Annotated in this window: 11 protein-coding genes and 1 pseudogene; 6 read left to right on the top strand and 6 right to left on the bottom strand. The window is 45.5% G+C overall.

Features of this window, described 5'->3' with window-relative positions; genetic code table 11:
• Positions 1–37: 37 nt before the first annotated feature.
• Complete coding sequence (locus tag AB6E51_RS01670) at positions 38–904, bottom strand: transporter substrate-binding domain-containing protein (protein WP_017061226.1); 867 nt, start codon at positions 902–904, stop codon at positions 38–40.
• Between the two features lie 239 nt (positions 905–1,143).
• Here AB6E51_RS01670 and AB6E51_RS01665 point away from each other — a divergent pair, with 239 nt between their 5' ends.
• Positions 1,144–2,658: a PLP-dependent aminotransferase family protein gene (locus AB6E51_RS01665; protein WP_372057680.1), complete on the top strand. Its 1,515-nt coding sequence runs from the start codon at positions 1,144–1,146 to the stop codon at positions 2,656–2,658.
• Between the two features lie 184 nt (positions 2,659–2,842).
• Here AB6E51_RS01665 and AB6E51_RS01660 read toward each other — a convergent pair whose 3' ends face one another.
• The gene (locus AB6E51_RS01660; RefSeq protein WP_372057767.1) at positions 2,843–4,159 is read right to left on the bottom strand and encodes an aspartate aminotransferase family protein; all 1,317 of its coding nucleotides are present in this window, start codon (positions 4,157–4,159) and stop codon (positions 2,843–2,845) included.
• A 362-nt stretch (positions 4,160–4,521) separates the two neighbouring features.
• Here AB6E51_RS01660 and AB6E51_RS01655 point away from each other — a divergent pair, with 362 nt between their 5' ends.
• Both AB6E51_RS01655 and AB6E51_RS01650 read left to right on the top strand, forming a co-directional pair.
• Positions 4,522–5,217: a sulfite exporter TauE/SafE family protein gene (locus tag AB6E51_RS01655; protein ID WP_017061223.1), complete on the top strand. Its 696-nt coding sequence runs from the start codon at positions 4,522–4,524 to the stop codon at positions 5,215–5,217.
• A 12-nt stretch (positions 5,218–5,229) separates the two neighbouring features.
• Positions 5,230–5,982, top strand: coding sequence for an SDR family NAD(P)-dependent oxidoreductase (locus tag AB6E51_RS01650; protein ID WP_017061222.1), 753 nt, complete (start codon positions 5,230–5,232; stop codon positions 5,980–5,982).
• A 151-nt stretch (positions 5,983–6,133) separates the two neighbouring features.
• Here the strand turns inward: AB6E51_RS01650 and AB6E51_RS01645 are convergent, their stop codons facing one another.
• Positions 6,134–8,566 (bottom strand): response regulator, encoded by a 2,433-nt coding sequence (locus tag AB6E51_RS01645; protein ID WP_372057679.1) that lies wholly within the window; start codon positions 8,564–8,566, stop codon positions 6,134–6,136.
• Positions 8,567–8,654: 88 nt separating this feature from the next.
• On the opposite strand from AB6E51_RS01645, the gene AB6E51_RS01640 reads away from it, so the two are divergent.
• Positions 8,655–9,413, top strand: a complete 759-nt coding sequence (locus AB6E51_RS01640) for an ABC transporter substrate-binding protein (RefSeq protein ID WP_102332335.1) — start codon at positions 8,655–8,657, stop codon at positions 9,411–9,413.
• 174 nt (positions 9,414–9,587) lie between these two features.
• Here AB6E51_RS01640 and AB6E51_RS01635 read toward each other — a convergent pair whose 3' ends face one another.
• Both AB6E51_RS01635 and AB6E51_RS01630 read right to left on the bottom strand, forming a co-directional pair.
• Entirely contained in the window at positions 9,588–10,148 is a 561-nt protein-coding gene (locus tag AB6E51_RS01635) for an NADAR family protein (protein ID WP_372057678.1), read from the bottom strand.
• 189 nt (positions 10,149–10,337) lie between these two features.
• Positions 10,338–10,532: a hypothetical protein gene (locus AB6E51_RS01630; protein WP_017061218.1), complete on the bottom strand. Its 195-nt coding sequence runs from the start codon at positions 10,530–10,532 to the stop codon at positions 10,338–10,340.
• A gap of 287 nt (positions 10,533–10,819) precedes the next feature.
• Between AB6E51_RS01630 and AB6E51_RS01625 the strand changes: the two are divergent.
• Both AB6E51_RS01625 and AB6E51_RS01620 read left to right on the top strand, forming a co-directional pair.
• Positions 10,820–11,605: pseudogene (locus AB6E51_RS01625) on the top strand (ABC transporter ATP-binding protein); the annotation flags it as partial.
• Positions 11,602–12,120, top strand: coding sequence for a transcriptional regulator (locus AB6E51_RS01620; protein WP_102320933.1), 519 nt, complete (start codon positions 11,602–11,604; stop codon positions 12,118–12,120). The pseudogene AB6E51_RS01625 and the gene AB6E51_RS01620, both read left to right, overlap by 4 nt.
• A 362-nt stretch (positions 12,121–12,482) precedes the next feature.
• On the opposite strand, the gene AB6E51_RS01615 is transcribed toward AB6E51_RS01620, so the two are convergent.
• A complete protein-coding gene (locus AB6E51_RS01615) occupies positions 12,483–14,462 on the bottom strand; it encodes a replication initiator protein RctB domain-containing protein (RefSeq protein WP_017061215.1) in 1,980 nt (659 codons plus the stop codon).
• Between the last annotated feature and the right edge of the window lie 106 nt (positions 14,463–14,568).

Below are 14,568 nucleotides of genomic sequence, written 5' to 3'. Positions count from 1 at the left end.
AGCCGTTAACTGTTTGTGTCAGCGCATGCTTATCCATCTATTGGACTGCTGTTAGCTTGTGATACTGCTCAACGGAAGTGATGGCCTCTGAAGGCAGTTGGTCGAACGACTCACCGAACCACTTCTTCTGCAACTCCGCCATTTTTCCTGTTTGCTCTAGGTGCAGGAAAAACTCCGTTAGGTATGCCAAAAGCTCAGGGTTCTCTTTAGGAACAGGCCAGCTCACGAAGCCAGGACCAGACACCGCCTCGCCTTTTTTGAACACCTTCGACTTGGATTTCACCACCTCGTTAACGGAAACGACGCTGTTGATCACGTAGTCTATTCGGCCGATTGCCAAGTCGGAATACGCTTCTGGGTAGGATTGATACTGCACCACTTTACCCAAAGACTTGCCTTGTGCTTCGAGCATCACTTCGAGCTCTGGAAGCCTTTCTAGCAAAGCACTGCCCGCTTGTAAGCCCACTGTTTTTCCATCTAAATCGGCTACCGTATTAATATCTTCCGCGTCAGCTCTGGTTAAGAAGTAATGCTGCGCTGAAGCGATAGGTGGAGTGAAATCAAAGGCCTTCAAGCGAGCATCGGTAATGATCGCGCCAGTTAACGCCACATCATATTGACCCGCAGATACCGAAGCGAGTAGTCCTGTCCAAGGTAAGATCTCTTGTTCGATATCGAACTTCGAATATTCACGTAACTCATCAAGCAAATCTTTGTTAATCCCCGCAGGCTTACCGCGGTCGATATAGTTGAATGGAGAGTAGTTATCTTCTGTCGCCACTTTCATGAAGCCTTGCTTTTCGATGGCTGCAAGCTCCGATGCTTGTGCGACTCCAAAACAACCCAGTACAACGGTCGCTGCCGCTGTTGAAACCCATGCCTTCATCGTCATTCCCTGTTTCATACGCTTTCCTTATCGAGATTATTTGCCTGCCTTTACTTTATGAACGGAATGCATCGAAGACGTAGAGCCAATTTAATTTTCAGGTTGGGACAGAGCGCTTTTCTAGTTTGGGACAACGTAATTTTCGGGGTTGAGAGAGAGCAAAAGCTGTCCCTAGAACATCAATATGAACTCTGGCGCATTTCTTGCTCTTTTATACAAATTGGACTGAGGTTCACTGAGAATAAGGACTGTATCTCATGGCGATAAATCACAATTGTTTCATCGAGTTTGATTCCAAAAGAAGCCTGCAAGAACAAGTACGTAGCTATTTGGTGACGGCGATATTGAATGGTATTTTTCCGGCTGAACAAGCGCTTCCGTCTTGTCGTAAGCTGTCTAGCCAATTGGGTGTTTCACGCAATACTGTCTCCTTGGTGTACGACAGTTTGCTCGACGATGGCTACCTCATCAGTAAGCCTCGCAGTGGTTATTACCTTTCAGAAAAGTATCAAAATCCGAGTGATACTATCGACGCGAGTTTGGATCATTTTGAATCAGCCGACAGCGACAATGCACCGGATTGGAGCAAACGCGTTAAGCTGCAATTGGGCCAATACCCACGCATCGTCAAACCCTCGCATTGGAGTTGTTACCAATACCCATTTATTTTTGGCCAACCCTCTATCAATGACTTCCCATTAGCTCAATGGCGAGAAGCGACAAGAAAGGTCACCTCTGATCCACATGACCATCGCTGGCTGTGTGACAAGGTCGATAAAGACGTCGACATGCTGGTCGAACAGATACGCACAAGGGTGCTCCCACAGCGCGGTATTCATGCCCAAAGTGATGAGATCCTCATAACCTTAGGTTCGCAGAATGCGCTGTATTTGATTTCGACTTTGCTCATGAACCATCAGAGTCGAGTCGGAGTCGAGAACCCCGGCTACAAAGAAGCGAATCACATCTTCAATCTCTCTGGCGCGCAGTTACACCCGCATCAAGTGGATGAACAAGGATTGAGATTCAATGAGCACTCTTCACTGTGTGATCACTTCTATGTCACGCCTAGCCATCAAGCTCCAACCGGCGTCACCATGAGTGACGAGCGTCGAACTCAGTTACTGGAAATGGCCAAAACCAATGATGCGGTAATTATCGAAGATGACTATGACGCCGAGTGTAACGTGGAGTGGAACCCTAAACCCGCGCTAAAAGCCAGTGACAAAGAAGGACGTGTCATCTACGTCAGCAGCTTCTCTAAGCTATTAGCACCCGGCTTGAGATTAGGCTACATCGTGGCACCTGAAGAGCTAATCTACGACCTTAGAATACTGCGTAGGTTGATGTATCGACACGCACCAAGCCGCGTTCAAATGGAAGTGGCTCACTTTATTGAACAAGGCTACTACGACAGCTTTGTGAGGCGTTTTAGAGAAAACACACGCCAACGCTGGAAGCTGATCAACGATGCGGTCTTAAAGTACTTACCAGACTGCAAGCGACTGGCTCAGAGTGAGCAAGCCAACTCTCTGTGGCTGCAAACACCGAGTCACATCAATAGCCAGCGCTTAGCGTCACGAGCTGCTCAAAAGGGGATTTTGATTGAGACAGGGTATTCTCACTTCATGACCGATCCCGAAACCAAGTTGAGCTATGAAACTTCATCTGAATTTGATCCCAATTTTTATTTCAGATTAGGTTTTCACGCCATCGATAAAGACTTGATCGCCCCCGGCATTAAAGAGCTATCAGAGGTAATGAAGAGCTAGCATCGCGTTATATGGACGCTGTTATTCAAGCAATAACGTAAAAAAGAGCATCAATCGATGCTCTTTCTCGTCTATTCCTAACCAATTTGAAGCTAGGCACTCCGGAAAAAATAAGCACTTTGAAAAGGACGGGGAATCCTTTACCAAAGTGCCTGTGTTTCTGTGTTAGCTATCTTTTGAAGAATTAAGAAGCGAGCTCAAGCAAAACTTCATCAATGATCTTCACGCCTTTCTTAATTTCACTTGGTTGAATAACCAGAGGTGGAGCGACGTGAATACGGTTATTCACAATGAAGGTTAACAAACCTCTCTTGGTTAGTTCCGCTTTCAATTGACCCATTTTATCATTGCTCAATGGAGACTTGCTTTCACGATCTTCCACCAGCTCAACCGCCCAAAACATCCCTTTACCACGCACATCACCAATCATAGGGTGCAACTCTTGAAGGCTCAGTAGAAGCGGCCCTAAAACGCTGTTACCGACGTTATCAGCGTGTGTGACAATGCCCTCTTGCTCCATCACATCGAGCGTTGCAACGATAGAAGCCATCGCCAAAGGGTGACCAGAGTACGTTAAGCCGCCCATAAAGAAGTTTGACTTAAAGTACTCAACGATCGGTTCGCTGACCACCACGCCACCAACCGGCACATAACCCGAGTTCACCCCTTTCGCGAAAGTAATCAGATCCGGCACTACATTAAAGTGCTCAAACGCAAACCACTTACCCGTGCGGCCAAAGCCGACCATGACTTCATCGAATATCAACTGAATGCCATGTTTGGTTGCCAGCTCACGCACGCCGATAAGGTAATCTTTGGGCGGAATGAGAAAACCAGCCGTTCCCGGAATCGTCTCTAGGATAATCGCCGCAATCGCCGTTGGTCCTTCGCATTCAATCACTCGCTCTAAATGCTGCAGGGCACGCTCACTCTCTTCTGCCTCAGTCGCCGCGTTGAATTCGCTTCGATAGAGAAATGGATTGAAGAAGTGAACGTGCCCACGGCTATACTCGTTTGGAATTCGACGAAAATCCCCCGTCGCAGCAATAGCAGTACCTGTATTGCCATGGTAAGAACGGTAAGCAGATAGCACCTTGTCGCGCCCTGTGAATTGTCGCGCCATGCGAATCGCATTTTCGTTGGCATCTGCCCCTGCATTGGTAAAGAACACCTTCTTAAACGAGCTTGGCGCTTTCGACAAGATACGCTTAGCCGCCAAACCACGAGTGAGGTTGGCGGTCGCAGGGGCAACGGTCACTAATGAATCAGCCTGATCTTTAATCGCTTTGATCACTTGTGGATGCTGATGACCAATGTTGGTGTTAACCAGTTGGCTACTAAAATCAAGGTATTCTTTACCTTCGTAGTCCCACATTTTGCATCCTTGCCCACCCGCAATGGCGATAGGCTCCGCTGCTTCTTGAATCGACCAAGAATGAAATACGCTCTTGTCGAGGTCGATAATATCTTGGTTCACAAGCTGTTCTGTTGATACTTCCATTTCATCGTCTCCATTAACAACACTAGATTCACAGCCGCTCGTGCTTGGCTCGTCTTCGAGAATGAAAGACACAAAACACGACATTGAAAAGGCTGCGCTATCGGATGGAATTATCTTCATCCCAAACAGGGCGGAGGTCATAGTGTCAGTTTCAACAAAACATTGGGCCAGTACATCAGCCCAAGTCTCATCCCCGATCCAACAAACAGCCTGACCCAATCCAATCGTCGATCTGGCTCTATTCAAAACTCTTAGGTGTGAATAGATTGAAAGGCAGACGAGACAGGTCTCATCGAACGCTAATTAACGCAGCAGCAATATCAAAAGCAAAGAGGTGAGCAAGAGTGGAATTAGGATTAGCGATGACATTGATTCTGTTTGCAGGAGTAGTTCGAGGCTATTCAGGATTTGGGTTTGCGATTATCGTAGCGCTTTCCCTCAGCTTTATTGTTCCACCATTGCAAGCGGTAACCATCGCTATCTTGTTGGACTTTTTAAGTGCCTTTCCTCTGCTCAAGCGAAGTAAAACCACCATCAATATCCGGCTTATTGCGCCGCTGTGTATTGGCATGTTGGTTGCGGTGCCTTTCTCGCTGTATTTCATTAGCACGATATCGGAATCAGGCTTGAAGGCCTTTATCGCGATGATGTCTTTGGTCGCTGGCACGCTGATTATTTTGGACTTACGCCTCACTTGGTTGCACCAACGACACGCGTTTTGGGCGGGAGCCATTTCGGGGTTTAGCATGACCACCGCTTCTTCAGGAGGTCCGCCATTAGTGACGTATTTGATGAACCTGACCATTAAAACCAGTGAACAGAGAGCCACCGCGATTGTGTTTTTTCTGCTGAGTTCAGCGATTTCACTGATCGGCTTCATATGGATTGGCGCATTTAACCAAGAATCGTTCATCACAGGTTTATGGCTATTACCGGCAGCTTTGATTGGCAATGTACTGGGGCAAAAACTGTATCTATCAGTACCGAACTTGTCTGCAAAAACAACGACCGCGCCGATTTTGATCGGCATGGCACTACTTATGTTAATTTCAAATTAGAAGGATGTATTTATGGATAAGATAGCGTTCATTACAGGGGCAACCTCTGGTTTCGGCAAAGCGGCAGCAAAACGTTTCGCAGAAGATAACTGGTCGTTAGTGCTGTCTGGTCGTCGAATCGAAAGGCTACTCGACCTAAAGGAAGAATTAACGGTGCCTGTGCATGTAATTCAACTCGACGTTCGAGACGCAGACGCCGTAAAACAAGCCATTGATTCATTACCCGCTGAATTTTCATCGATTACCGCATTGGTCAATAATGCTGGGTTAGCTTTGGCACCAGAAGGCGCGCCTGATGTGGACTTGAAAGACTGGCACACTATGATCGATACCAATGTCACAGGCTTGGTTAATGTTACTCATGCGCTGTTGCCTACGTTAATTAAAAAAGGCGCAGGAAGCTCAATCATCAATGTTGGGTCAATCGCCGGACAGTGGCCTTACCCAGGAAGCCATGTGTATGGTGCCAGCAAAGCGTTCGTAAAGCAGTTCAGTTACAACCTACGTTGTGACTTACAAGGCACAGGGGTACGAGTGACTGACCTCTCCCCTGGTATTGCAGAAACGGAATTTACTCTTGTAAGAACTAAAGGTAACCAGACGGCTTCAGACAACCTTTACCAAGGCACTACACCGTTGTCAGCAGAGGATATTGCCGAGCAGATGTTTTATATCGCAACCTTGCCAGATCACATCAACATTAACCGAGTCGAAGTGATGCCGACACGTCAAGCATGGTCTGCGTTCGCAATCGATAGAGATTAAGTTCAAACCGACACATACAAAAAAGGTGGTCTTTTCAGGCCACCTTTATCATTTCTTTCACACGATACTTCAAATATAACCAACGGCATAAAAGACTATGTCTAATTCGCCTCATTACTCTTTTAATGAAAGTAAGATTAGAGATACTCAACTAAACAATTTGCTGCTCATGTTCTTTGTTTGATTCCGTCTCTTTCGACAAGAAACTCGCTACGATCTCTCTCAGTTTGCCTTGGTTAACCGGTTTAGGTAAAAACTCATCCATGCCTACATCGAAGCACAAATGCTTGTCTCGCTGCACGACGTTGGCCGTCAGCGCAATGATTGGAATATGCTTTGCAGCCCCTTCTTCGAGCGCTCGGATCTGCTTGGTCGCTTCGAAGCCATCGAGAACCGGCATCTGACAATCCATAAAAATCATCTCGTATTCGTTGGCTTTGAATTTCTCGACACCAATTTCACCGTTGTCGGCAATATCAACCTCAAAGCCAAGCTTCTTGAGCATCATCTTGGCGACTTGTTGGTTTACTCGCGAGTCTTCAACAACTAAAACTGTACCACTAAATTCTCCGGCAACTGCGACAGGTTTTGACTCTGCTTGAATTGGAGCTTGTTTATCGGCTGGTGTGGCGTTTACAGAGACAATGGGAGCATCTTTAACAACCGCTGCAGGTTTACTTAACGGCACAGGTTCATTATCTTTAAACGCAACCTCTCCTCTGTTCGGATAGGTAAAGACTGAAGTATCAGCCGCTCTCGCGAGTACCTCACTGATGGTCCATTTAAGCTGATTATCTTGGTAAGGACGCGCAATGTAGGCAACAAAACCGACTTGTTTAGCACGAGCTTCATCTTGCTTTCTAGGGTCAGCAGAGATCATCACTAACTTGGGACACTCGCTACCAAAGCGTTCAACTAAGCTTCTCGCCAGTTGAAAGCCATCAACGGACGGCATTACTTTGTCTATCAGAACGAGATCATAAGGTGATGACTTAGCCACAGACTCTGAAACCAACTCTAACGCTTGGTTTGCCGTTTCACAGCACTCAGACTTAACGCCAAAGGATTGAAGCTGTGTAGACGTTATACGCATGTTCAGCTGGCTATCATCCACAAGCAGAACCGAAACCTTATTGAAATCGATATTGCTTTCATCGGCTTCTAAACACGGGTCAAAGTCAGCCGTAAAATAGAAGGTACTGCCTTTACCTTCAACACTGGTGAGTTCAAGCTTGCTGCCCATCAATGTCACTATCTTCTCGCATATTGTTAGACCAAGCCCTGTGCCTCCATAAATACGTGTGGTACTGCCGTCGGCTTGTTGAAACTTATCGAACACCGATTTCTGTTTGTCTTCTGCAATACCGATACCGCTGTCGACAACCTCGAACCTCACTCTGAGTTTTTGCTCAGGCTCAACCGCCTCTTCCAAACGAAGCGAGAGCGTGACGTGGCCATGCTCGGTAAATTTAATCGCGTTACCTACTAAGTTATTTAGGACTTGTCTTAGTTGAGTACCGTCGCCAATCACTATGGTTGGGATCTTAGGGTCGATCGCTAATTGGAATCGAAGCCCTTTCTGTTCAGCTTTCACTCGAAAGGTTGATTCAACGTCGGCCGCAATGCCCATCATTTTCATCGGCTCTTGCTGAAGCTCTAGTCGCCCCGCTTCGATCTTCGAGTAATCGAGAATGTCGTTGATTAAGTCGAGCAACGTAAGCGAAGAGGTGTTGAGCATGTTGATGTACTCTTTTTGCTCTTTCGGCATATCCATTTCAGAGAGCAAAGACGACAACCCGATAATCCCATTCATTGGTGTACGGATTTCGTGACTCATATTGGCAAGAAATTCACTTTTATTGCGGTTGGCCACCTCAGCAACATCTTTAGCTTTTTCCAGCTCTTGATATTGTTGACGAATACGTTCTACCGATCGGTTATAGCTACTCTCTAGAGTCGATATCTCATCTTTGTAAGTAGAGTGAGTTGGCGTTATAAAGCGCGGTTTGTTGTCTTCGACCTGTTGTTGGTTGATTTGGGAAGACATAGTCATCAAACGTTTTACGACAAGACGATAGACGATGGTTAAACATACGAGAGACAACAAGAAGATTTTAACGGCTTCGAAGGCGAGCAACAATAACACTCGTTCTTCAAAGTCATCTAGGATCATGCTCAAGTCTGATTGCACCGTGAGCGTCGCCAACGGGAAGTCTGTGCCGCCCATCTGGTGCACCATTTCCCAAGACTGAGAATAAGATTGGCCTTCGGTCTTTTGACCTAACTCTAGAATTTTTTCATCGGGACTTTCGATAAGAAGGTAACTGACCGAAGGGAGGCGAGAGATGCCTTCGGCTTGCACAAACAATTGCTCTCGATCTTCAACCCACAAACTTGCCGTTAAACCAGAAAGGTAGCCAGCCTTGACCTGCTCGATCTGAGAGCTGATAAAAGAAACTCGACTTTGGTACTCTACATACAACCCGAGACCTGTCACTATAACTGTGAATAAGGTACTGATCGCTATTATCATCCCGATCAACTGTCGGGAGAGTCCAACGTAGCGTTTTCCTTTTGTCACCATACACAAATTACCATTATTGTTATCCTAGCAAACTACAATTACTCAACTAGTATAATAGTAGTCATTCATCAAATAACTAGGGAAGGTTATGAAAAAACATCTTATCGTTGCATCCATAGTCAGTTTGTTTTCAAGCAGTTATGCTTCTGCAAACGAACCTCTTCACTACTACATTATTGCGAGCCAAGCGCAACCTTTTCAAATCGAAACTGACGGGTCATCTCACAGAGGAATTGTTTCAGATATTGTGGAAGCCGTGTTTGATGACAGCCAATATGAGATCAACTACCACACCTACCCTTTTAATCGAATGATCGACAAGCTCGATGCGAGAGAGAATCCAAACTGGGTTACCTATGGCAGCCCTAGTTGGGGGAATATTCAATCTGCGAACCTATCTGAAGACCCGATTTACAATGTAAAACACGTATTACTCAGCAGCGGTAAAAAGCCATTTGAGTTCAATACAATCGATGATCTCGATGGGAAAGCCGTGGTATTGCTGAAAGGATTTGAGTATCCGAACTTGGAATCTTATATCCAACAGGGCAAGCTCAACGAGATTCGAGTAAAAGATTACACTGCTGCGTTTCGTGTCCTGAACCGAGCACCTGGCGACACCGTGTTTGTGGAAATGGAATCACGAATCAAATACAACCTAAACGAGCAAAAACTGAGTATTGATGATTACCAGATGCATGAGTTTGGTTCTGTCATCAATAACTACCCTATCCATTTGGCGTTTGACCCTGAGATGGATCCTAAGCTGCAAAGCTTCATCAACCAACGCCTAGACCAAATGAAAGACGATGGACAGCTTGACGACATCGTACAGAGTTACTTATAGCACCAGCGTAACGTAGAACTTATCAACGCATAGCTTAGTCACGTACGTTAACTCTCGTTGATGCCTGACTCTCTAAAACCGAAAAGGCCGCCCTGCTTCATACTAGATAGCAGGGCGGCCTTTTAAATGCGTCTAAGGAGTAATGATAAGCATGCCGCTATCTGAATCGACGAATCAGTGCGAAGCAATTAAATGCAGTTGCTGAGTGCGAAGCTGGTGACGCACTGCCATCAGAATCTTACCCAAATGGTTCTCGCCGGTTCCATCGCCGCCATCGCCCCAGAAGTGGTCTTTGTGCGAATGTTCTTTGATCACCGAATCTCCGGTATTGGTAAGAAACAGCGCAAACTGTGGATTCTGTCTGAACTTCTCGGTGACGATGAACTGCATCACTTCAACACGAATGTCATACCAATCTTCGCGAACTTGGTCTTCGTAGTCACGACTTAAAGAGAACGCTTCAGCAGGTGTACTGGCTTCCAAAATGGTATTACGTAGCGCTTCGGAGGCAAACTTCATCGCTTGATAATAATGTTCGCTGGTTGCCCAAACTTGATCACCTACCTTGATAGGACAAGCGGCAAAATTTGACAGGTATCCGTTCAGATCTTCGGGTTCGTAAAACAGCACTTCTTTAGCTTGAGCCACAGAATTAGACATAGCCTTCTCCTTACCAACGACATCGCATATTTTTGCTTTAACTTTAAAATTAGTGGCGTTGAATATGACTGTCAAACAACTTAGTTCAAGAGTATGCCATGTGCGTGTTTTTCATCTGAAAAGCGTAATATCACAAGGGATAGGCTAAACGGAACAGTGAGCCAAAGAATCAATGAGTTGATTAAATTTGGATAGGAAACATGAAAAAACACTTATAAATCAAAGGGTGGCGTTGTGCCACCCTTCTAAATGCAATGAGGATTATTAGTGAATAAGACCTAGCTCCCTCGCTTCTTCCAGACTCAAACCGCTTTCTCTAATTTCTCTTAGAGTCTCGATACGACGACGAGCTTCAGCAGACTTCATTTTCTTTTCTGGTTTGAAAGATACTTCTTCTTCAGCATCCCACTTGTTTGCAATATTTGTCATTTCATCATGGTTGATAGAATTAATGGACATGTTTTCCTCCGAAAAGCACCATGTAATGGACAGGTAATCTGTAGCAAATGCTTTTTCGCTTGTTAAGAAATTCTGTACTGAAGTGTGATGATTCCGACGCTTCACAAAGCTAATTAATAAATGCCTCATTTAAACTTTGCCAAAGCCATTTTCTGCAATTATATTTAAAAGATTCCCCATAAGAAATGTGGTTTGATCCAACTCTCATTTTCCCCTCTTTCAATGCAATCAAATCCGTTAGCTTTCACATAGGCTAAGGCGAGATTTTCGGCTTAGCCGGAGAATAAGGCTGCGGGAAAAGCACCTGCGCACGATTGATGACCAAGGTTTACCCTGCGACAGAGGGAGAGATACTGTTCAAAGGCAGAGACATCTCTACTCTGAAAAGCCGTAAAGATATCTTGGATTATCGCAGCCGTGTGCAAATGGTTTTTCAAGACCCCTTTGGTTCACTCAATCCCACTCACACTATTGATCACCATTTGACGCGCCCACTTAAGATCCATAAACAGGTAGCCACTAAACAGGCTCTCACAGAGCGCCTCAAAGAGTTATTAACGCTGGTGGAGTTACCCATCGAAACGCTAGCCAAATACCCGCACGAGCTCAGTGGGGGCCAAAGACAGAGGGTTAACCTAGCCAGAGCACTGGCCGTTGGCGCTGAGGTAATTCTTGCTGACGAACCCACCTCGATGTTGGACGTTTCGATTCGACTTGGCGTGTTGAACTTGATGCAAAAAATGAACAAAGAGTTAGGCATAGGCTTTTTGTACATAACCCACGACCTTGCCACGGCACATTACATCGCTGAAGAGACGGCGGTGATGTACAAAGGACAGATCGTCGAATGGGGATCAACCCAGTCGATCTTGACCAATCCACGACACCCGTACACTAAGTTGTTGATCTCTGCGGTACCAGATCCCGATCTGCCATTTGGCGAACTCGTCAAAAATGAGCCAAACTATTCAATAGACGCTGATCGTATTCGAGAGCAGAGCAGTGAAATACAGCATGAAATCAAACAAGTTTCTGATAATCACTTTGTAAAACAGTGGGATAACGTTGCATGAATGAACTAGACACTTGGTTAGAGCGGATCGGAGATTGGTACAAAGACCGAAAGCATGATCAAGTGGACCGGTTAGAACCTTTGATCTTAACGCCTCCAGATGCGCTCTGGGGGCCATTGATCACGGATGAGCAGAGCAAAGGCATCGCATGTTGGCTAGACGGATGCCTGAGAATCTTTACTTTCTATCGCCACCTCGCGGATTCATCGAATCCGGACTTGGCTTCGCAGGAGGCCAACAGCTCAAGCCATCAAGATAAAGCCTACCAATACCTAATGTTTGCCTACAGTAAGCTGCAAGCGGTGTCATGTGACCCAAAATCAGAAGCAGGATTGCAAGAGTGGTGTACACAGCGGCTACAACACTTGTGTGTATTGGCTTTGGAGTTTACGAACCAACAGCAAGAACCACGTTGGAAAGCAGAGTCTGAAAAATTGATCGAGTCGCATGTACGCTTTATGGCAACCCATCCCCGAAACGATGATCAAGGAATTATTCAACGCCATCTCCACTGATCAAGCCCTTCTCGATCAAGCATCAAATCAGAATCTCACCAGAGCTAGATCCGTAGAAAGCATGATCGAGCCTTGATCATGCTTCGGCGTTTAACTCTGTAAGCTATTGAATTTTAGGCAAAAAAAAGCGAGTCCCTTGGGAACTCGCAAAAATCTATTCAGTATGATGTAACAAAATATGAGCCAATCTATTAATCACAAGAAAGGACAAAGGTTGTCTATTCGGGATAAATAATAATCAACTAGATGCGCTACTTTGTCATCACTTTGTCAGCGTTAGGTGCGATTTTAATCAGCACCTAATGTGTTCAAAACTATCCATTCAGCGACGGTAAAACAGGCTTATCGCGATAGGATAATGACTAGTGGCCAATCGCCATTTCATCGAGCGCAAGGAACACGTTTTCGTCTAAATGACCTTCATGAACTTGTTTACACACTTTACGACGCACCGCTAAACCAGAGATCAAACGTTCAATGGACAGATGTCGATTGCTGGTGCTATCTCGGTCGTTATATAGCTCAATCAAGCGACTCAGTGTTTCGTATGGGATAACGTCCTCCCCTACTCTCAACCAATCAAGCTTCTCAATGAGCTCTGAGCACTCTTCTTTGATTGAGGCATGTGAGTGCCCTGTCATAGCAGATAAAGCCGTTATGCTGCGTTCTAGAGCCTCTGCAGAGGTATATTTAGAGAGAGTAATCATGATCTCGTCAGCGTTGATCTCAACAGAGTGTTTACGCTGCTTAACTCGACGTCCCAATTTGCCTCTTGGCGACGGTGCTTTACGCTGAATGGGTTCAAACTCACCGTCGATAATCTCAGACAGCTCTTCCAGTTTCTGCTTAGACACCATTTCGTTACGAAGTGGGTTCGGCAGCGTTGGTGCCATATTACGCTTACCTGCGTTAGTGGTACGCGCTCTTGAGTAACGTAATACTTCTTCCACATTACATTTGATATCTACCTGATAATCGGTCGTTTTCCCTTTTTCGATCAACGCGGTGATCGTCAAGTGATAACCCCATAGATTAACCAGGAAGGTATCTTCTTGATCCCCGACTTCACCCAATTTTCTGAGCTCGCGGATCAGATCCATCGAGAAACGACGCCAATCGATGTTACGCGCCAATTTCTGGTTGAGCTCACTGAGCAACATGCTATCTGAATGGCGACGTGCCATGCGGCTTCTAAAGTACGAATACACTTGGAAAACCAAGGTATGTTGCTTCAGGATTTCTGGCGGAAATAGGAAGAAATAGTCACGCGTCAGCAGCTCTTCGTAGAACGAAGGCTCCCAAACCAGGATGTATAGGTTCGGTTTAATGCGAATTTCGCCGTCAGAGCCTTCTGTAGGCGCTTCTTCCGATGCGGTAATGGTTCTAGCTAAGAATCGGAAACGATCACTCTTAAAGCCTTCTGGCATGTTCTCACTAAGCCAACGACCTGTAAGCTCGTGCAGTTGGAAATCCGTGAATTCGATACGATCAATACTGTCGCGGATAGAATCACGTGCAGGGCCGCTGTCTTTCTTGCCACGTAAAGACAAAATATCAGTGATGTAGAGTGGTGTTTTGTTTGGCGTGTGTTTCGCGTCTAGATGGTAATCATCTTGGTGATGATCATGATATTGAACGGTGAGAGTGAATAACGCGAATAGCGTCATCAGATCGTCAACGGTCATGATATTTTTAGAAGATCGTGTCTCGATCACAGCGCGAGTGCCAGAGATCGAAACCATGGATTTCTGGTAGCTCTTACGAGTTCTAGGTGGCGCTAACGCTTGATCAATAATCCCCGCCCAATTGGTTGGCGAAACAATGAATTGATCCGCTTCATCTTTCATCGTTGGTGGGGTATTCAACCCATGTTCATTCAGTAAGCGCTTGTTTACTTTGGTTTGAGCTAGGGCTTTAGAGCGCTTTTGCTTTTCATTTTGCTTCACGCTTTCTGTCACTAAGCTGGTGGCACCCAGCACCGATATCAATTGGTTTGGGTTCACAAAGCGATGCAACATGGTTTTACCAGCAAGGCCTTCTTCAAAGCGAACGGGGATTTGTTTGAACAATCCGATATTAACTGCAGCTCTCAGCCTTTGCTGTAAGGCTGCGCGAGTGACTTGACCATCGGTTGATTCAATAATCTCAGTGGTGGAAACGTACCCGTCTTTACTGCTAAACCCACGAAGTGAAATTAGGTTAAGAAGCTCAACTATGCTTTTGGTGACACCTTTGAAGTGTTGATATTGTTCTATCCATTCAACGGCTGTTTCAGATACCTCAAATAAATGACCATCTTTGTGGCTTCGTGCCTTAATTAACAATTTCTCTTCTGGTTTCATTTTTGATCCGTATCACACTAACCGTAATTTCACTATAGTTCCTGAATGATAAAGAAAGAATGATCATAAATAAAGAGAATTTATTGGCTTTTAAATAACTGATCTT

The organism is Vibrio sp. 10N.247.311.47 (assembly GCF_041467535.1).
GTDB lineage: Bacteria > Pseudomonadota > Gammaproteobacteria > Enterobacterales > Vibrionaceae > Vibrio > Vibrio crassostreae_C.
The sequence above is the reverse complement of the archived record's forward strand: the minus strand, read 5'-3'. Positions and strand labels throughout refer to the sequence as shown.

Bases quoted from the DNA above. Each gene is read 5' to 3' on its own strand.
- AB6E51_RS01650 (WP_017061222.1), top strand. From the start codon at position 5,230: ATGGATAAGATAGCGTTCATTACAGGGGCAACCTCTGGTTTCGGCAAA.
- AB6E51_RS01665 (WP_372057680.1), top strand. From the start codon at position 1,144: ATGGCGATAAATCACAATTGTTTCATCGAGTTTGATTCCAAAAGAAGC.
- AB6E51_RS01660 (WP_372057767.1), bottom strand. From the start codon at position 4,159: ATGGAAGTATCAACAGAACAGCTTGTGAACCAAGATATTATCGACCTC.
- AB6E51_RS01630 (WP_017061218.1), bottom strand. From the start codon at position 10,532: ATGTCCATTAATTCTATCAACCATGATGAAATGACAAATATTGCAAAC.
- AB6E51_RS01645 (WP_372057679.1), bottom strand. From the start codon at position 8,566: ATGGTGACAAAAGGAAAACGCTACGTTGGACTCTCCCGACAGTTGATC.
- AB6E51_RS01655 (WP_017061223.1), top strand. From the start codon at position 4,522: ATGACATTGATTCTGTTTGCAGGAGTAGTTCGAGGCTATTCAGGATTT.
- AB6E51_RS01615 (WP_017061215.1), bottom strand. From the start codon at position 14,462: ATGAAACCAGAAGAGAAATTGTTAATTAAGGCACGAAGCCACAAAGAT.
- AB6E51_RS01620 (WP_102320933.1), top strand. From the start codon at position 11,602: ATGAATGAACTAGACACTTGGTTAGAGCGGATCGGAGATTGGTACAAA.
- AB6E51_RS01640 (WP_102332335.1), top strand. From the start codon at position 8,655: ATGAAAAAACATCTTATCGTTGCATCCATAGTCAGTTTGTTTTCAAGC.
- AB6E51_RS01670 (WP_017061226.1), bottom strand. From the start codon at position 904: ATGAAACAGGGAATGACGATGAAGGCATGGGTTTCAACAGCGGCAGCG.